This window comes from Streptomyces sp. CB01881 (assembly GCF_002953255.1).
GTDB lineage: Bacteria > Actinomycetota > Actinomycetes > Streptomycetales > Streptomycetaceae > Kitasatospora.
Genome location: NZ_CP026498.1, coordinates 9368751 through 9386807 on the forward strand (window position 1 = coordinate 9368751; position 18057 = coordinate 9386807).

At 74.1% G+C, this 18057-nt stretch carries 11 protein-coding genes; 5 read left to right on the top strand and 6 right to left on the bottom strand.

The genetic code is table 11. The annotated features are described in order from the left end of the window. Positions 1-112: 112 nt before the first annotated feature. Positions 113-1174, bottom strand: coding sequence for an ATP-dependent DNA ligase (locus C2142_RS30570; RefSeq protein WP_148646073.1), 1062 nt, complete (start codon positions 1172-1174; stop codon positions 113-115). A gap of 215 nt (positions 1175-1389) precedes the next feature. Here C2142_RS30570 and C2142_RS30575 point away from each other — a divergent pair, with 215 nt between their 5' ends. Next, complete coding sequence (locus tag C2142_RS30575) at positions 1390-4260, top strand: LuxR family transcriptional regulator (RefSeq protein ID WP_148646074.1); 2871 nt, start codon at positions 1390-1392, stop codon at positions 4258-4260. A gap of 184 nt (positions 4261-4444) precedes the next feature. On the opposite strand, the gene C2142_RS30580 is transcribed toward C2142_RS30575, so the two are convergent. From C2142_RS30580 to C2142_RS30595, 4 genes are all read right to left on the bottom strand, one after another. Beyond that, entirely contained in the window at positions 4445-6904 is a 2460-nt protein-coding gene (locus tag C2142_RS30580) for an RICIN domain-containing protein (protein ID WP_148646075.1), read from the bottom strand. 78 nt (positions 6905-6982) lie between these two features. Next, positions 6983-8005 (bottom strand): ABC transporter permease, encoded by a 1023-nt coding sequence (locus tag C2142_RS30585; RefSeq protein ID WP_148646076.1) that lies wholly within the window; start codon positions 8003-8005, stop codon positions 6983-6985. Continuing rightward, positions 8002-9576: a sugar ABC transporter ATP-binding protein gene (locus tag C2142_RS30590; RefSeq protein WP_148646077.1), complete on the bottom strand. Its 1575-nt coding sequence runs from the start codon at positions 9574-9576 to the stop codon at positions 8002-8004. Before C2142_RS30590 ends, C2142_RS30585 begins: the two co-directional genes overlap by 4 nt. 131 nt (positions 9577-9707) lie before the next feature. After that, a complete protein-coding gene (locus C2142_RS30595) occupies positions 9708-10751 on the bottom strand; it encodes a substrate-binding domain-containing protein (protein WP_206671053.1) in 1044 nt (347 codons plus the stop codon). 598 nt (positions 10752-11349) lie between these two features. Between C2142_RS30595 and C2142_RS30600 the strand changes: the two genes are divergently transcribed. The 4 genes from C2142_RS30600 (at position 11350) to C2142_RS30615 (ending at position 16633) form a co-directional block, all read left to right on the top strand. Beyond that, a complete protein-coding gene (locus C2142_RS30600; RefSeq protein ID WP_241002873.1) occupies positions 11350-13809 on the top strand; it encodes a ricin-type beta-trefoil lectin domain protein in 2460 nt (819 codons plus the stop codon). Between the two features lie 209 nt (positions 13810-14018). Further along, entirely contained in the window at positions 14019-15026 is a 1008-nt protein-coding gene (gene ligD / locus C2142_RS30605; RefSeq protein ID WP_174315791.1) for a non-homologous end-joining DNA ligase, read from the top strand. A 45-nt stretch (positions 15027-15071) separates the two neighbouring features. Next, positions 15072-15761, top strand: coding sequence for a GNAT family N-acetyltransferase (locus C2142_RS30610; RefSeq protein WP_241002874.1), 690 nt, complete (start codon positions 15072-15074; stop codon positions 15759-15761). Then, complete coding sequence (locus C2142_RS30615; protein WP_241002875.1) at positions 15758-16633, top strand: aminoglycoside phosphotransferase family protein; 876 nt, start codon at positions 15758-15760, stop codon at positions 16631-16633. The genes C2142_RS30610 and C2142_RS30615 overlap by 4 nt, the downstream gene beginning before the upstream one ends. 186 nt (positions 16634-16819) lie before the next feature. Here C2142_RS30615 and C2142_RS30620 read toward each other — a convergent pair whose 3' ends face one another. After that, positions 16820-18046: an 8-amino-7-oxononanoate synthase gene (locus C2142_RS30620; RefSeq protein WP_148646078.1), complete on the bottom strand. Its 1227-nt coding sequence runs from the start codon at positions 18044-18046 to the stop codon at positions 16820-16822. Positions 18047-18057: the final 11 nt, after the last annotated feature.

Consider the following 18057-nt stretch of genomic DNA (forward strand, 5'->3'; position numbering starts at 1 on the left):
TCGGATTCCCATGCGTCAGAGTTCTTGGCCCGGCTGCCTGATCAGGCAGCCGGGCCAAGAACTCTGACGCCGTATCACTTCCGGACGCCGCACCGCTTCCGTCCCGCGTGCGTCACCTGCCGAGCACCCGTGCGAGGTCGTAGGAGACGGGCTCCTCCAGCTGCGCGTAGGTGCAGCTCTCCGGGGTCCGGTCCGGGCGCCAGCGGCGGAACTGGGCGGTGTGCCGGAAGCGCGTGCCCTCCATGTGGTCGTAGGCGACCTCGGCCACCCGCTCGGGGCGCAGCGCCACCCAGGAGAGGTCCTTGCCGCCGGTCCAGCGGCTGACCGCGCCGGGCAGCCGGGCGCCGGCGTGCGCGGCCTCGTCGGCCCAGGCGCCCCACGGGTGGCCGGAGGGGTCGTCCATCCGCAGCGGGGCCAGTTCCTCGGCGAGTTCGCGGCGGCGGGCCATCGGGAAGGCGGCGCAGACGCCGACGTGCTGGAGCCGGCCCTCGGCGTCGTTGATGCCGAGCAGCAGTGAGCCGACCACCGGGCCGCTCTTGTGCTCGCGGTAGCCGGCGACCACGCAGTCGGCGGTCCGCTCGTGCTTGATCTTGAACATGGTCCGTTCCCCCGGCCGGTAGGGCTGGTCGAGCGGTTTGGCCACCACGCCGTCCAGTCCGGCGCCCTCGTACTCGGCGAACCAGCTCCGGGCGAGGTCGCGGTCGGTGGAGGCGAGTGCGGTGAAGACGGGGTCGGCGGCGCCGGCGAGGGCGGCCTCCAGGGCGGGGCGGCGGACGGAGAGGGGTTCGTCGAGCAGCGAGTCGTCGCCGAGGGCGAGCAGGTCGAAGGCGACGAAGGAGGCGGGAGTGCGCTCGGCGAGCATGGCGACCCGGCTGGCGGCGGGGTGGATGCGTTCCAGCAGCTCCTCGAAGCGCAGCCGCCCCTCCCGGGCGATCACCACCTCGCCGTCCAGGACGCAGCGTGGTGGCAGTTCGTGTTTCAGTGCCTCGACCACTTCGGGGAAGTACCTGGTCAGCGGTTTGCCGGTGCGGCTGCCGAGCTCGACCTCGTCGCCGTCGCGGAAGACGACGGTGCGGAAGCCGTCCCATTTGGCCTCGTACTGCATCCCGGGCGGGATCTCGGCCACGGACTTGGCGAGCATCGGCGCCACCGGCGGCATCACGGGCAGGTCCATGGCTCCGATCCTCGCGCCTGCCGTCCCAGGACGCGCGCCGGACGGGACGCGCGGAACGCGCGCCGGACGGGACGCGCGGAACGCGCGCCGGACGGGACGCGCAACGGGGCGGGGCGTGCCGAGCCCGGCCCCGCACCCCCGCAAGCGGCACCACCTTGGATGGTTTGCCGCTGTTCGGGGGCGCACTCTAGGGTGCGCGGTGTGGTGATCAGGTGATGGACCTCGGGGACGGAACGGCGGGCCTGGGCGGGAGGTTCCGGTTCGTGGGCCGGCAGCGCGAGCTGGGGCAGCTACTGGCCGCGCTGCGGCGGCCGCCCGCAGTCGTGCTGGTCGAGGGCGAGGCCGGGATCGGCAAGTCGCGCCTGGTCCGCGAAGCCGCCGCCGTCCTGCGGGCGGAGCGGCGCCAGGTGCTGACCGGTCTCTGCCACCCGCTGCGCGAGCCGTTCCCGTACGGGCCGGTGGTGGACGCGCTGCGCAAGGCCGACCTGGCGGACGTCACCGGCTTCCCGCCCACCGCCGGCGCCCTGGCGCCGCTGCTGCCCGACCTGGCCGGCCGGCTCCCGGCCCCGCCGCAGCAGCCGGCCGACGCCTCCGGGCGGCGTTTCCACCTGCTCCAGGCCGTACGGTCCTTCCTGACCGCGCTCGGGCCTGCCGTGCTGGTCGTCGAGGACCTGCACTGGATCGACGACGCCACCCGCGACCTTCTCCTGCTGCTCGCCCGCGACCTGCCGCCGCAGCTGAGCCTGGTGCTCACCTACCGCGCCGAGGACCTTCCGCCGAAGAGCGCCGTGCTCGGCGCCGTCTACCACCACCCGCCCGGTACCGGCGGCTCGGTGATCCGGCTCGGCCCGCTGCTGGAGCCGGAGGTGCGGGAACTCGCGGCCGCCGCCCTCGGCCCGTCCGCGACCACGGCGCTCGGCGCCGCCCTGTACCGGCGCAGCGAGGGGCTGCCGTTGGTCGCCGAGGAGGACCTGATCACCCTCGCCGAGCACAGCGGAACCCACGGCTACCCCGAGGCGCTGGAGCGGTTGCAGGACGCCGACGTGCCGCACGGGCTGCGCGAGGCGGTCACCGGGCGCCTCGGCATGCTGTCGCCGGAGGCGTCGGCGATCGCCGAGACGTCGGCGGTGCTCGGAGTGCCGGCGCCCGAGGAGTTGTTGGCCGACGTCGCCGGGTTGGGCCCGGAACGGGGCGCCGAGGCGGTGATCGAGCTGCTCCGGGCGTCGCTGTTGCGCGAGGCGGACCAGGGCGAGTACGCGCTGCGGCACGTGCTCGCGCAACAGGTCGTGTACCGCGCCATCCCGGGCCCCGCCCGGCTCCGCCTGCACCGGCGCGCCGTCGAGGCGCTCCGGGCCCGTACCCCGGCGCCGCTGATGCAGATCGCCCACCACACCCTGGCCGCCGGTGACCGGGCCGGTTGGCTGCTGCGGGCGCAGGAGGCCGCCGACCAGGCGATCGCCGTCCGCGACGGCGGCACCGCCGCCTCCCTGCTGCGCCGGATGCTCGACCGGCCCGAGCTGGCCGGCGGGGCGCGGTCCCGGGCGGCCCTGGCGCTGGCCGGGATAGCCGCCTACAGCCTGGACTTCCGCACCGATGCGCTGCCGTTGCGCCGGCTGCTCGACGATCCCGGGCTGCCGGTGGAGGTCCGCGGCGAGATCCGCCTCGGCCTGGGCCTGGGCATGCTGAACGAGAACGCCGATCCGGCGGGCTTCGACGAGGTCGAGCGGGCGGTCGGCGAGCTGGCGGCGGGCCGCCCCGGGCTCGCGGTCCGGGCGATGGTCGCCCTGGCCCTCAAGGAGGCCGAGGGGCCCGCGTACACCCGGGCGTGGCTGGAGCGCGCCGAGGACGCCGTCCGCGACCTCGACGACGAGGCGATGAAGGCCGCCGTCCACGCCACCCGCCTGACCCTGATGGCCTGTCAGGGTGACCCGGAGCTCTGGGGGCCGACCGGGCGGTTGCCGCGCCACACGGACGACCGCGAGGTGCTCCGGCAGACCGCGCGCGCCCTGCAGAACGTCGCCGACACCGCCGCCTACCTGGGCCACGACCGGCGGGCCGCCGCGCTGTCGGCGGAGGCCGGGCAGATCGCCGTCCGGGTGGGCAGCCCGATCGTGGTGTTCCTGTCCCGCGGCACCCGGCTGCGTCTGGACGCCCTCGCCGGCCGCTGGGACGGGCTGGAGGAGCGGCTTGACGCGCTGGTCGACGAGTACCCGACCGCCGGGGGCGCCCGGGCCGAGCGGGCCGTGGTGGGCGGTATCCTCGCCGCGGCCCGGGGCCGGCACACCCGGGCGCTCGAACACTTCCAGGAGGCGTTCCGGATCGGTACCGACCAGATGCTGGTGGGCATCGAGCTGCGGGCGGCCGCCGGACTGGCCTCGCTCCACCTGGCCAGGGGAGAGGCGCCGCGCGCCTGGGCGGTCGCGGGACAGGCCGTGGGCACGGCGCGGCGGGCGGCCGCCTGGCCCCGGGCGGCCGGCCTGCTGTCGGCCGCGGTCGAGGCGGCGCTGGCCTGCGACCGGCGGGCGGCCGCCGAGCGGCTGGTGGCCGAGGCCGGGTACGGACTGGACGGGTGCGACGCCCCGGCGGCCGCCGCCGACCTGGAGGTCGCCCACGGCCTGCTGCTCCTGGACACCGACCCGGCCGGCGCCGCAGGGCACTTCTCCGGGGCTGCGCGCAGGTGGCACGGGACAGGGCGCCCGTACGAGGCGGCCAGGGCCCTCGAACGGGCGGGCGACGCGTGGCGCGGCGCCGGCGGCGCCGGGGCGGTCGAGCCGCTTACCGAGGCGCTGGCCCTCTTCACGGAGGTCGGGGCCACCGCCGACGCGACGCGCTGCGGGCGGGTGCTGACCGACCTCGGTGCCGTCCGCCGCGGTCCCGGCCGCCGGGGCTACGGCGGCAGTCTCTCTCCGCGTGAGCACCAGGTCGCCGGGCTCCTCGCCGCCGGTGCCACCAACCAGCGGATCGCCGAGGCCCTGTTCCTGTCACCGCGGACGGTGGAGAACCACGTCGCCAAGGTGCTGCGCAAGCTCGGCACCGGCCGCAAGGGCGTCGCGGCCGTCTACCCCGAACGCGCGGACGGCGGATGAACCGGTCCGCAGCACGGCGGCCGCCGCCGCCCGGAGGACGGACGGCGGCGCCGGCAAACCGGCTGCGGCGGCGCGGACCCGGAGGTGGTCGGCGCGCCGCCGCAGTGGTGCCCGGTGCCGGGTGGCTCCTCGGCCACCCGGTACCGGGGATCAGTGGACGGACCGGTGGACGATCCGTCGGACCTCAGGAGACGGTCCACTCCTGGTTGGGCTTGTTGCTGCCGCAGGTCCACTGGATGACCTTGGTCCCGGCGGTCTGCGAGTTGCCGGTGACGTCCAGGCACATCCCGCTGTTGACGGACACCAGCTGGTCGGCTCCGGTGCCGGGCACCGGGAGCAGCCGCCACTGCTGGTTGGCCTTGCCCGGGGCGCAGGTCCACTGGACGACGCCGGCACCCTCGGTGGCGGAGGCGCCCGCCACGTCCAGGCACATCCCGCTGCCGGCCGACGCCACCTGGTAGGTGTCGGCGGCGACCGGGGCCAGCTGCCACTGCTGGTTGGCCTTGCCCGGGGCGCAGGTCCACTGAACGATGTCGGCACCCTCGGTGGTGGAGGCGCCCGCCACGTCCAGGCACATCTTGCTGTTGGCGTTGACCAGGCTGTTGACGGCCGGGCCGGCCAGCGGGGTGACCGTCAGGTTGGCGAAGTCGGCGTTCTGGAAGCCGCCGACGCCCAGGCCCAGCTGCCCGCCGAGGTGGCTGTAGTCGGTGACCGACGCGACCTGCACGTGGTCGACGGACACGGTGATGGCCGGTCCCTGCATCGCCAGCTGGAGGTTGTGCCAGGTGCCCTGCCCGCCGCCGGGGTAGCTGCCGGTGGCGAGGGTGGTGCCGGCGCCGGAGGTGTTCTCGGTGAACAGGGTCCAGGTGCCGTCACTGGTGATCTTCAGGTGGTACGCGGAGTGGTCGTGGTCGATGTGGTCGAGGCGGCCCAGCAGTTCGGCGGACCCGGACTGCTCCAGCAGCACGTCGACGCCGGCCTGGTAACTCGTCCACTTCGGGTCGCCGACGAGGGTGAGCGGGGTGTACCCCATGTCCGTGTGCCACGGGATCGGCGCGGTGGTGAGGACCTGGCGCGCGCAGGTGGCCGTACCGGCACCGGCCGGGCACGGGCCGGTCTCGAACGCGCCCGCCCAGTCGTGGAAGTACGGGACGGCGGAGCCGGTCGTGGCGTGGGTGAGATCGGCCGTGTAGGGGAGCGGGAACGCGGTCCGGCTCGGCGGCACCGCGGTGCCCTTGCCCTGGCCGGTGGTGGTCGTCACGGTGTAGAGGTAGCCCGGCTGCACGGTGAGCGAGTACGCGCCGCCCTTCGGCGTGATGTCCTGGGTGTGCAGGAACCACTGGCCCGGGTCGGTCGACGCCATGTCGGTCGCCCAGACGTGGACGGTCCCGGTGGACAGGCCGCCGGTCACCTTGAGGTTCAGGGTGGCCGGGCCGGTGGCGTCGGTGGTCTCGATGACGGTGCTGTAGTCGCGGCCGGACCTGAGCGTCACGTAGCTGCCGCTGTGCGGGTCGCCGTTGGCCCCGGTGCCGGCGAGGTATCCGCCGGCGGTGTCGAGGTACTTCCAGCCGGGCTTGGTGAACTGCGTGGTGTGGGCCATGGCCCAGATGTCGCGGTCCACCGAGTAGGCGCCCGACCACGGCTGGTCCGCCGCCATCAGGCCGGCGCCGTGGTACGGGAGGTGGGCGGGCCAGGAACTGACCAGCGCCCACTTGAGGTTGGCGGTGATCCTGGCGTCGATGTACTCGCGGTTCAGGTTGCGGGCCAGCGCCGTCGGGTTCGGGCCGCCGCTGTCGTTGTCGTCCTCGGACTGCCACAGCGGCTTGTTCAGGGCGAGGGCCGTGCTGTTGCCGGGGCAGCCGGTGTACACCGGGTCGGAGTGCCAGCAGACGCCGTGGGCGCCCACCACCGCGACGGCCTTGTTGAACGCCTGGTCGGTGGCGAGGTCGGTGGCGACCTTCCACTCCGGGTCGTCGGTGTCAGCGGCCACCAGCTTCGTGGCGGAGTTGCCGTCGGCGTCGAGAGCGGTGCGCAGGTTCTCGAACCACGCCTTGTCGTAGCCGATCTCGTTCCAGCCGCCGAGGTAGCCGACGCTGAGCCCGTGGGTCTTGGCGCAGCCGAGCCAGCTGGTCAGGTAGGTGATGTTGTCCTGCGACCACATCCCGCCGTTGAACCAGCCCGGTCCGGCCCATTCGAGTCCGTAGAAGGTGATCGAGGGGTTGCGCTGCTTGGCCTGCTCCATGAGCCACCACTCGTAGCCGCGGTTGCAGTCCAGGTCGGTGCGGCTGCGCATGTGGCTGGGTTCGGGGCCGTCGCTGGAGTTGGCGTCGGCGCCGATCTCCACCTTGAGGATCTGCAGGTTGGCGCCGTAGCCGGGCTTGAACAGGTAGTCGAGGATCTGGGAGCGCTGCGGCTCCGGATAGTCGACCAGCAGGCGCGAGGTCGCGCCGCCGCCGCTGATCGCACCCATGCCGTCGAACGTGCGTCCGGCGGAGGTGCCGTCGATCGTCACCGCCTGGGTGGCGGTGGCGGTGGCGGCGGCGGCCGGTGCGGCGGAGGACGGCAGGATCGCCGATGCCAGGGCGAGCCCGAGACCCGCTGCGCCGGCGGCTGCGCGGCGGAGCGGACGAGCGAGGCGTCTCATGGGGACTGCCTTTCTACGGGGGACGGACAGGGAAGGTGGGCCTCGGCCGGTGCGGCCGGTGCCCGCCCGGAAGGGATGTCAGGCGGGCAGGCCGACGGCGCGTTCGCGGCTCTGGCGCTGCTGGATGACGACGGCGGCGATCAGGAGGGTGCCCTGGGCGACGTTCTGCCAGAAGGTGTTGATGCCCTGGACGGTGAGGCCGTTCTGGAGGGCGCCGAGCAGGGCGACGGCGAGCAGGGTGCCGCCGATGCCGCCCTTGCCGCCCTTGAGGGCGCAGCCGCCGAGGGCGGCGGCGGTGATGGACTGGAGTTCCAGGCCCTCGCTGCCGGAGACGGGCTGGCCGCTTCCGGTGCGGGCGGTGAGCAGGACGCCGGCGAGGGCGGCGACGACGCCGCTGAGCGCGTAGGCGGCGATCAGGTACTTGTTGAGGTTGATGCCGGCGAGGCGGGCGGCGGTGTCGTTGCCGCCGATCGCGTAGACGTTGCGGCCGATGTCGGTGTACTTGAGCAGCACGTGCACGGCGGCGGCGGCCAGGATCAGGATCCACACCATGGTCGGCAGGCCTGCGATCTTCCCGCGGCTGAGGAAGACGAACACCGGGTCGTTCAGGACGAAGCCCTGGGCCCGGCCGTCGGAGACCAGCTGGGCGACGCCCTTGTAGGCGGCGAGGCCGGCCAGGGTGGCGATGGTCGGGTTGACCCGGCCGTAGATGATCACCGCACCGTTGAGCAGGCCGACGGCCGCGCCGACGGCGAGCGCGGCGCCGATGCCGGCGGGTGCGCTGGACCCGGCCGAGGTGAAGACCATGGCGCTGACCACGGAGGCGAGTCCGGCCTGCGAGCCGACCGAGATGTCCAGGCCCCCGCAGATGATGACGACGGTCTGGACGACGGCGAGCAGGCCCGCGATGGTGGCCGCCTCGGCGATCACCTGGACGTTGTCCCAGCCGAGGAAGTTGGGGTTGAGCGAGCCGAACAGCGCGACGACGACGGCGAGCGCGCCGATCAGGCTGAGGTTCTGGGCGCCGACGGAGCCGAGCAGCGCACGCGGGCCGCCGGTGCGGGGCTGCGGTGCCGTGGTGGGGGCGGTGCTGGTGGTCATGCTGTTGCTCCGGTGCTGGCGTGGGGGTCGGTTCGGGCGTCGGTGGCCAGGTCGTCGGCCATGGCGAGGGCGAGGATGCTCTCCTCGCAGGCTTGGTCACGGCTCAGCTCGCCGGTCACCCGGCCGCCCTGCATCACCACGACGCGGTCGGCGAGGCCGAGGACTTCGGGGAGTTCGGAGGAGATGACCAGCACCGCGACGCCCTCCCGGGCGAGGTCGGCGATGATCTGGTAGATCTCCGCCTTCGCTCCGATGTCGACGCCGCGGGTGGGCTCGTCCAGGATCAGCAGGTCCGGCCGGCGGGCCAGCCAGCGGGCGAGCACCACCTTCTGCTGGTTGCCGCCGGACAGCGTGCGCACCTCGGTCTCGATGGAGGGGGCGCGTACCCGCAGGCGGTCGGCGTACCGCTGGGCGAGCTCCTTCTCCTCGCGGACCTTGACGAAGCGCCGGCGGCGCAGCCGTTCGAGGCTGACCAGCGAGGTGTTGTCGCGGATCGTGCGGTGCAGGAAGAGGGCCTGGGCCTTGCGCTCCTCGGGGGCGAGGCCGACGCCGGCCCGGATCGCCCGGCGCGGGCTGCCCAGGCGCAGCCACTGTCCGGAGACGCTGACGGTGCCGGCCCGGACCGGGGCGTCGCCGGCCAGGGCGAGGGCGAGTTCGGAGCGGCCGGCGCCGATCAGGCCGGCCAGCGCGACGACCTCGCCGGCCCGGACGGTGAGCGACACGTCGTGGACGTCGTCCGTGCTGAGCCGGTCCACGTCGAGCACGACCCGGTCGGTGGCGACGTTCTGCCGGACGAACAGGCCCGCGAGGTCGCGGCCGACCATGAGCCGGACCAGTTCGTTCTCGTCCGTGTCGGCGGCGTCGACCACGCCGGCCAGCGTGCCGTCGCGCAGCACCGCGATGCGGTCGGCGAGCTGGAAGATCTCCTTCATCCGGTGCGAGACGTAGACGACCGCGATGCCCTGCGACCGCAGCCGCCGGATCAGGGCGAACAGGGCGTCCACCTCGTGCTCGGAGAGCGAGGAGGTCGGCTCGTCGAAGGCGATCGCCCGGGGGGTGACCTCGCCGGTGAGGGCGCGCAGGATCTCGACCAGCTGGCGCTGCGCGGCGGTGAGTTCGGAGCCGAGCAGGTCGGGATCGAGGACCTTGGCGAAGCCGAGGCGGTCCAGGTCGGCGGCGATCCGGCGGCGCAGTTCGGCCCGGTCCAGGCGGCGGCCGGCCCGGCGGGGAAGGCTGCCGGCGTAGACGTTCTCGGCGACCGAGACGTGCGGGATGATCTCCGGTTCCTGCGGGATGATCCGGATGCCGGCCCGGCGGGCGTCGGTCGGCGAGCCCAGGTCGAGGGCCTGGCCGTCGAGCAGGACCCGCCCCTCGCTCGGCCGGTGGTCGCCGGTGAGGATGCGCAGCAGGGTGGACTTGCCGGCGCCGTTCTCGCCCATCAGGGCGGTGACCCGGCCGGGCGGGAAGCTCAGGTCGACGCCTTGCAGCGCCTGGACGGTGCCGAAGCGTTTGCCGATGTTCTCGGCGGTCAGGCCGGCTGGTGCGGTGGGCGGGCGGCTGGGTGTCGTCATCGTGGCCTCAACTGGCGGTGCGGTAGTACGGGCCGGGCGGTACGGGCCGGGCAGTACGGGCTGGACGGGGCCGGGCGGGGGCCGGTGCGGCGGCGCGGGGGTGACGGTGGCCGCACCGGCCGGGCCGCGGGTCAGCTGCAGCCGACGCCCGCGGCCTGCCAGGTGGCGGCGTCGACCATCTTGGTCGGGGCGAACGCCTCGGCCGGGAAGTCCTTGCCGTTCTTGAGCCTGTCGTACATGGTCTGGACGGCGAGGGCGCCGACGTCCTTGCCGTTGATGAACAGCGCGGCCTTCATGCCCGAGGGCTTGCCGGACTTCCAGTCCTTGCACGCCAGGTAGGCGCCGAGGCCGACCCCGTCGATGTCGTCGGGGCTGACGCCGCCGTTCTCCAGGGCGGTGACGGCGCCTTGGACGTTCTCGTCGTTGCAGCCCCACACCACCCAGTGCTTGACGCCGGGGTTGGCGGTGACGGTGGCGGCGACCTTGTCCTGGGCGCCGGTCGGGGTGTTGTCGGTGGCCACGTCGAGGGTCTGCACGCCGCTGACGGCGGAGTCGAAGGCCGTCCTGGCGGCCTTCACCCGGTCCCCGCAGACGGTGACGTCCTGCTTCCAGGCGGAGATGATCCGGGTGTCGGCGGGGTTCCAGCCGGCCTTCCTGAACTCCTCGGCGGCCCGCTTGCCGACCTCGCCGCCCATCTGCTCGCCGCTGAAGCCGATCCGCGGCACCAGGTCGGACTTGCCGCAGGAGGCGGGGGCGGGGCCGGTGGTGCAGATCTGGTCGTCGGAGGTGAGCAGCGCGACCTTGGCGTCGCGGGCCGTCTGGACGACCTGCGGGCCGACCGCCGGGTCCGGGACCACGACGATCAGGCCGTTGCTCTTCTGCGCGATCGCGGACTGCACCTCGCTGACGGTCTTGTTGGCGTCGCTGCCGAGGTTGACCACCTTGAGGTCGATGCCGAGTTCGGCCGCCTTCGCCCTGGCGCCGGCGGCCTCGCCGACGAAGTACTCCTGGTCGCCCTGCTTCTGCAGGTACGTCAGCGAGACCTTCCCGGTGACCGGTGCGGCCTGGGAGTCCGCCGTGCCGGAGGTCTGGCCGGTGGAGCAGGCGCAGAGGCCGAGGACGGTGGTCAGGCCCAGCACGGCGGCGGGGACCAGACGGGCACGGATGGGGGACACGGGGCGGCTCCAGGGTGGACGAGCGAGACCGGACCGATCCAACAGAATCGATCACATGTCATCACTTTCAAACGCGATACATCACAGGAAAACCGGCACTTCACCTTCCCGTCAAGAGGCCGAAAACATTCGGCCCCCAGCCGATGCACCTTTGTTACCAAGGCGCCGACCAGCCCATTCTCAGGCACCGCGGCGTGAAATCGGAAAACACCTACGGCAAGGACCACCCATGAATTACGCGCGCAATTACTAGGTATCCGGAGTCAATCAGGTCCGGATGGCTCTCCCGCCCGACCATGGACGACAGTGGATCACCGGCCACCACGCCCGATCCGGCGGGTCCGCTCCGCCGGATCCGCGCGGAATACCAGCAGAATTCCGCCGGTCCGGAGCCGACCGCCGGAGCCCGGCCTCAATGCCGCGCACCCCGGGTTCTTCGGGAGCCCCGCGACCGCGCCCCATTGACCGCCGGCTCGCGCACCCCTACTGTGCGGATCCGGTCGACTCTGTTTGCTTGTGAGCGATTGCGACCTCCCCCACCCAACCGCTCGGCAGCGCGCGGTGCGCCGCTTCCGGCGTCGTACGAAAGGCCTCTCCCGTGCACGGACCCCTCCGTCTCCTGGCCACGCCCGGACGCACCCTCAGAAGGGCGGCCCTCGCCGCCTCACTCCTCCTGTCCGGCGCGCTCGTCGCCGGACAGGCCGCGACTCCGGCCCTCGCCGCCACCACCACGGTGAGCACCGCCATCACCGTGGACGGCACCAAGTCCGGCCGGACCTTCGACGGCATCGGAGCCGCCAGCGGCGGCGGCGGCAACTCCCGCCTGCTCATCGACTATCCGGAGCCGCAGCGCAGTCAGCTGCTGGACTACCTCTTCAAGCCCGGGTACGGAGCCTCCCTCCAGTCGCTGAAGATCGAGATCGGCGGCGACACCAACTCCACCGACGGCGCCGAGCCCAGCTACCAGCACTCCCGGGGCGCGGTCGACTGCAACCAGGGGTACGAATGGTGGCTGGCCGAACAGGCCAAGGCCCGCAACCCCGACATCAGGCTCTACGGCCTCGCCTGGGGCGCTCCCGGCTGGATCGGGGTCGACGACCCCGCCAACCCCGACCCCGGCAAGCCGTACTTCTGGTCCCAGGACATGATCGACTACATCGGCGGCTGGCTCGGCTGCGCCGCCCGGCACAACCTGCCGGTCGACTACATCGGCGGCTGGAACGAGCGCGACTACAACGCCACCTGGTACAAGAACCTCAAGCACACCCTGGTCACGACCGGCCACGCCGACACCAAGGTCGTCGCGGCCGACAGCTACGACTGGAACCTCGCCACGGCGATGACCGACGACCCGGCGCTGAACGACGCGATCGACGTCATCGGCATGCACTACCCGTGCGGCTACCTCGGCGCAATGACCACCTGCAACAGCACGCCGGCCGCGCAGGCGCTCGGCAAGCCGATCTGGGCCAGCGAGAGCGGCTCGCAGGACTACAACACCGGCGCCCCGGCGGTGGCGCGCGCGATCAACCGCGACTACATCGACGGCAAGATGACCTCGTACATGAACTGGCCGGTCATCGCGGCGCTCTACCAGAACCTCTTCTTCTCCACCGACGGCCTCTCGCTCGCCGCGCAGCCCTGGTCCGGCAACTACTCCATCGGCCAGACCACCTGGGTCACCGCGCACACCACCCAGTTCACCCGGCCCGGCTGGAAGTACCTCGACCCGGCGGCCGGCTACCTCGGCGGCAACCGGGCCAACGGCAGCTTCGTCTCGCTGAAGTCGGCGGACGGCCGCGACTACTCCACCGTCGTCGAGACCATGGACGCCACCGCCGCGCAGACCGCCACGTTCAAGGTCACCGGCGGGCTGTCCACCGGCCAGGTGCACGTCTGGTCGACGAACCTCGCCACCGCCGACACCGCCGACGACTTCGTCCACGAGCAGGACCTCAAGCCGGTCCGCGGGGCCTACACCCTCACCCTCCAGCCGGGACACGTCTACACCGTGACCACCACCACCGGCCAGGGCAAGGGAACGGCCACCCCGCCGGCGCCCGCGCCGCTGAACCTGCCCTACGCCGACGGCTTCGACAAGCCCGCCGCGACGGCCTCCCCGAAGTACTTCTCCGACATGAACGGCGCCTTCCAGACCGTCCCGTGCGGCGGCGGCCGCACCGGCGCCTGCCTGCGTCAGATGGCCCCGGTCTCCCCCATCCGCTGGACCGACGAGTCGAACAACCAGCCCTACACCATCGTGGGTGACAGCAGCTGGGTGAACTACACGGTCGGTGCGGACACCCTCTTCGAGCAGCCGGGCTCGACCGAGGTCCTCGGCCGCGTCAACCAGCAGGGCCGCAACAACGGCGGCCTGAACGCCTACCACCTGCGCCTGAGCGACACGGGCGCCTGGGCGATCCAGAAGAGCGACCTCGCCTGGAACCTCACCACCCTGGCGTCCGGCACCGTCACCGCGCCCGGCCTGAACACCTGGCACCACCTCGCCCTCACCATGCAGGGAGCGACGCTCACCGCGACGATCGACGGGCAGAGCGTCGGCGGCGCGACCGACCACTCCTTCACCTCCGGCATGGCCGGCCTGGCCGTTGCCGGCTACCAGACCGACCAGTTCGACTCGTTCACGCTGACCCCGGGAACCGGCAGCAGCTCGTTCACCGGCCCGGTCACCTCCGGCCTGGCCGGTAAGTGCCTCGGCGCCTCCGCCGCCCCCGCCGCCGACGGCGCCAAGGCCGTCATCCGCGGCTGCGACGCCGCCGACCCGGCCCAGACGTGGACCTGGGACAACGGCCGGCTCCTGTCCGGCGGCAAGTGCCTCGACGTGGTCGGCCAGGGCAGGGCCGACGGCACCCCCGTCGACCTGTGGACCTGCAACGGCGGCACCAACCAGCAGTGGACCCCGCAGGCCGACGGCACACTGAAGGGCGTCCAGTCCGGCCTCTGTCTCGACGACCCGGCCGCCAGCACCACCGACGGCACCCAGCTGATCGTCTGGCCCTGCAACGCCGGCACCAACCAGCGCTGGAACCTGCCGTAGTTCCGCATCGCGGAAGCCTTCAGGCCTCCGAGGAGGCCTGAAGGCTCACCCGAACGGAGCGGGGGACGGCCGAGGACGACCGGTGACCACGTGCGCGAGCACGTCCGCCCGGTCGCGCGGACGTCCCCCGCCGGCCGGGCAGGGGCCGGAGGTCCGGTCCGGCGCGACGCCGCGGGCGAGGTCGTGGTGCTACGGCTAGCGTGGGACGCATGGGCTCAGCCGTGGAACTGGATGTCGCCGGGCGCAGCGTCCGGCTGTCGAACCCGGACAAGGTGTACTACCCGGAGCGCGGGTTCACGAAGCTGGACGTCGCGCAGTACTACCTGGCGGTGGCGGACGGGGTGTTGCGCGGGCTGCGGGACCGGCCGACCACGCTGCAGCGGTTCCCGGACGGGGTGGAGGGCGAGTTCTTCTACCAGAAGCGGGCGCCGAAGGGCCTGCCGGAGTGGCTGCCGACGGCGCGGATCGCCTTCCCGAGCGGGCGGTCGGCCGACGAGATCTGCCCGACCGAGCCGGCCGCGGTGCTCTGGGCGGCCAACCTGGGCTGTCTGACCTTCCACCCGTGGCCGGTGCGGCGCGGCGACACCGACCACCTCGACGAGCTGCGGATCGACCTCGACCCGCAGCCCGGCACCGACTTCCACGACGCGGTGCGGGTGGCGCACGAGCTGCGTGCGCTGCTGGAGGAGTCGGGGCTGCGCGGCTGGCCGAAGACCTCCGGGGGGCGCGGGCTGCACGTGTACGTGCCGCTGGAGCCGCAGTGGACGTTCACCGACGGCCGGCATGCCGTGATCGCGCTGGGCCGGGTGCTGGAGCAGCGGCTGCCGGGCCGGGTGAGCACGGCCTGGTGGAAGGAGGAGCGCGGCGAGCGGATCTTCGTGGACTACAACCAGATGGCCCGGGACCGGACCATCGCCTCCGCGTACTCGCTGCGGGCCCGCCCGCGGGCGACGGCGTCGGCGCCACTGCGCTGGGAGGAGCTGGACGACGCCGCGCCGGAGGACTTCGACCTGCGGACGCTGCCGCCGCGGTTCGCCGAACTGGGCGATCTCCAGGCGGAGATGGACGACAAGGCGTACCGGCTGGACGGGCTGCTGGAGCTGTACGAGCGGCAGCTGCGGGACGAGGGCATGGGTGAACTGCCGTACCCGCCGGACCATCCGAAGGCGGCGGGTGAGCCGACCAGGGTGCAGCCGAGCCGGGCACGGAAGTCGTGATCACCGGCGGGGGTGATCACGTAGGCTGTCGGCCCTCGAAGGATCATGCACACGGGGAGGGGTTCCGGGGTGGACGGGCACGGGGTGGACGCGCACGGGTTGCGGGGGATTCTGGCGGACGCGGCGCGCGGGGTGTTCCCGCCGTCGGACGGGTCGGTGACGGTGGTGCCGCAGCCGTCGCCGCGCGAGGCCGGGGTGCTGTCGTTCTCCGCGCACGCGGTGGTGTTCACCGACGAGGACCCGGCCTGGGTGCACGCGGTGCTCGCCGCGGTGCCGAGCGACCCGCTGGCCGCGCCGCTCTGCCCGCCGTTCCTGACCGCGTTCACCGAGCGGACCGGCCGGGTGGCCGGCAACATCGACCTGCTGACGGTGGCCGGCCGGCTGCCCGGTGAGCCGCCGCTGGCGCTGGAGCCGGTGACGGACCGGGAGCACCCCCGGGTGGTGCGCGCCCTGCGGTACCGGGAGGACGTGCGGGTGTTCACCGTGGACGGCGGGGTGCTGGTCCTCGGCCGCGGGGTGGCCGGGCGGTGGGAGTGCGCCATCGAGGTGGACGCGCAGGCGCGGGGCCGCGGCCTGGGGCGCGCGCTGGCGGCGAGCGCCCGGCATCTGCTGCCGGAGGGCGAGTGGATCTGGGCGCAGCAGGCGCCGGGCAACGCGACGAGCGTGCGGGCGTTCCAGGCGGCCGGGTACCGGCCGGTCGGCGCGGAGACGCTGCTGGTGGTGGGGCAGCCGTGAGCGGGGCGGCCGCCGGGCCGCCGGTGGCCGTTCCGGCGGAGGTCCGGTCCCGGCTGGCGGTGCGGTTCGGGCCGTCGGCGGACGCCTGGTGCGCGGCCCTGCCGTCGCTGGTGGCCGGGCTGGCCGCCCGCTGGGGCCTGACCGTGCGGGCGGGCGGCGGGGGCGGGACGGCCCGGGTGTTCCGCTGTGACCGCGGGGACGGGCAGACCGTCTGGCTGAAGCTGACGCCCGACCCCGAGGTGGCCCGGCAGGAGGCGGTGGCCCTGCGCGCGTGGGCGGGGCTGCCGTCGGTGGTGCGGCTGCTGGAGGAGGACGTGGCGGCGGGCGCCCTGCTGCTGGACGACGTGAGCCCCGGGCCGGCGCTGCGGCAGCGGGAGTGGCGGCCGGCCGAGGTGGCTCCGGTGCTCGGCGCGCTGCGGTCGGTGCCGGTGGCGGGGCTCGCGCTGGCGCCGCTGGCCGAGCGGGTGGAGTTCCTCTTCGACCTCACCGAGCGGCGGGTGCCGGGCGCGGTGCCGCGCGGAACGCGGGCGTTCGCGCGGGAGCTGGCCGCGGACGGCCCGGTGGCGCTGGTCCACGGGGACCTGCACCCGGGCAATGTGCTGGACGGCCCGGCCGGGCCGGTGGCGATCGACCCGCGGCCGTCCCTCGGGGACCCGGATTTCGACCTGGTGGACTGGGTGATCGACGGTGCCACCGGCCTGCCCGGGCTGGAGCGGCGGATCGCCGGCCTGACCGCACTGGTGCCGGGGGCCGATCCGCGGCGGGTGCTCGACTGGTGCCGGGCCTCTGCCGTGATCATCGCCGCGCCGCGGGTGGCGGCAGGACGGCAGGACGCGGGGACGGTGTTCCTGGCGGAGCTGGCCGGGCTCTGAGCCCGGCCGGGGCGGCGTGTGCCCCACGGCCAGCAGGGCGAGCGCGCAGGCCGCCGCGCCCACCATCGTGAGCAGTACCCGGACCGGGAGCGGCAGCTCCCGGAGTTCCACGCGTCGCATCACCGCTCCCCCGCCGGTCCGCGCCGTCCTCGCCTGGGACGCCCCGGACCCGGCGGGCGGTTGCGGTCAGCGCGTGGCACCCACCGGGGCGAGCGAGGCGATGATCCTTACCGCATCGGCGATCTGACCGTCCGTCAGGTCACCGCGGGCGGTCAGCCGGAGGCGGGAGATGCCGTCCGGGACGGAGGGCGGGCGGAAGCAGCCGACGGCGAGCCCGGCCCGGCGGCAGTCGGCGGCCCACGCGACGGCGGCCTCCGGGCCGGGGGCCCGGACCGAGACGACGGCCGCGTCCGGGGTGGAGGCGTGCAGGCCGGCCGCGGTGAGCCGGCCGGCGAGGGTGCGGGCGACCTCGCGGGCCCGGTCGGCGCGCTGCGGCTCGGCGCGCAGCAGCCGCAGCGCGCCGAGGGCGGCTCCGGCGGCGGCCGGGGCGAGGCCGGTGTCGAAGATGAAGGTGCGGGCGGTCTCGGTGAGGTGGCGGATCACCCGGCGCGGGCCGAGCACCGCGCCGCCCTGCGAGCCGAGCGACTTGGAGAGGGTGACGGTGGCGACGGTGTCCGGCTCGCCGGCGAGGCCGGCGGCGGCCAGGGCGCCGCTGCCGCCGGGGCCGAGGACGCCGAGCCCGTGCGCGTCGTCCACCAGCAGCGCGGCGCCGGCCGAGCGGGCGGCGGCGGACAGTTCGGGCAGCCGGGCGGCGTTGCCGTCGACCGAGAAGACGGAGTCGGTGACCACCAGCGCCCGGCGGTGGGTGCGGGCGGCGAGCGCGGCCCGGACGGCGTCGGGGTCGCTGTGCGGGGCGCGGTGGACGTCTCCGCGGGCGAGCCGGCAGCCGTCGATCAGCGAGGCGTGGTTGTACGCGTCGGAGACGATCAGGGTGTCCGGGTCGGTGAGCGCGGTCAGCGCGGCCAGGTTGGCGGTGTACCCGGAGGAGAACACCAGCGCCGCCTCCACCCCGCAGAACTCGGCCAGCTCGTCCTCGAGTTCGGTGTGCAGCGCGGTGGTTCCGGTGACCAGCCGGGAGCCGGTCGAGCCGCCGCCCCAGCGCAGCGCGGCGTCGGCGGCGGCCCGGGTGACGGCCGGGTGGCGGGTCAGCCCGAGGTAGTCGTTGCCGGCGAGGTCGAGCACCGGGTCCTCCGCCGGGCGGCTGCGCAGCGTCCGGGTGAGGCCGGCGCGGGCGCGCAGTTCGGCCGTCTCGTCGAGCCAGTCGAAGACGGCGGCCGGGGCCGGGGTGCCGGCGGGGCCGGGGGCGCCGGCCGGGGCGAGGACGGACGGTTCGGACGCGGTGCGGTGGGCCATGATCGGCACTC

Bases quoted from the DNA above. Each gene is read 5' to 3' on its own strand.
- ligD (WP_174315791.1), top strand. From the start codon at position 14,019: ATGGGCTCAGCCGTGGAACTGGATGTCGCCGGGCGCAGCGTCCGGCTG.
- C2142_RS30585 (WP_148646076.1), bottom strand. From the start codon at position 8,005: ATGACCACCAGCACCGCCCCCACCACGGCACCGCAGCCCCGCACCGGC.
- C2142_RS30580 (WP_148646075.1), bottom strand. From the start codon at position 6,904: ATGAGACGCCTCGCTCGTCCGCTCCGCCGCGCAGCCGCCGGCGCAGCG.
- C2142_RS30590 (WP_148646077.1), bottom strand. From the start codon at position 9,576: ATGACGACACCCAGCCGCCCGCCCACCGCACCAGCCGGCCTGACCGCC.
- C2142_RS30620 (WP_148646078.1), bottom strand. From the start codon at position 18,046: ATGGCCCACCGCACCGCGTCCGAACCGTCCGTCCTCGCCCCGGCCGGC.
- C2142_RS30575 (WP_148646074.1), top strand. From the start codon at position 1,390: ATGGACCTCGGGGACGGAACGGCGGGCCTGGGCGGGAGGTTCCGGTTC.
- C2142_RS30610 (WP_241002874.1), top strand. From the start codon at position 15,072: ATGCACACGGGGAGGGGTTCCGGGGTGGACGGGCACGGGGTGGACGCG.
- C2142_RS30570 (WP_148646073.1), bottom strand. From the start codon at position 1,174: ATGGACCTGCCCGTGATGCCGCCGGTGGCGCCGATGCTCGCCAAGTCC.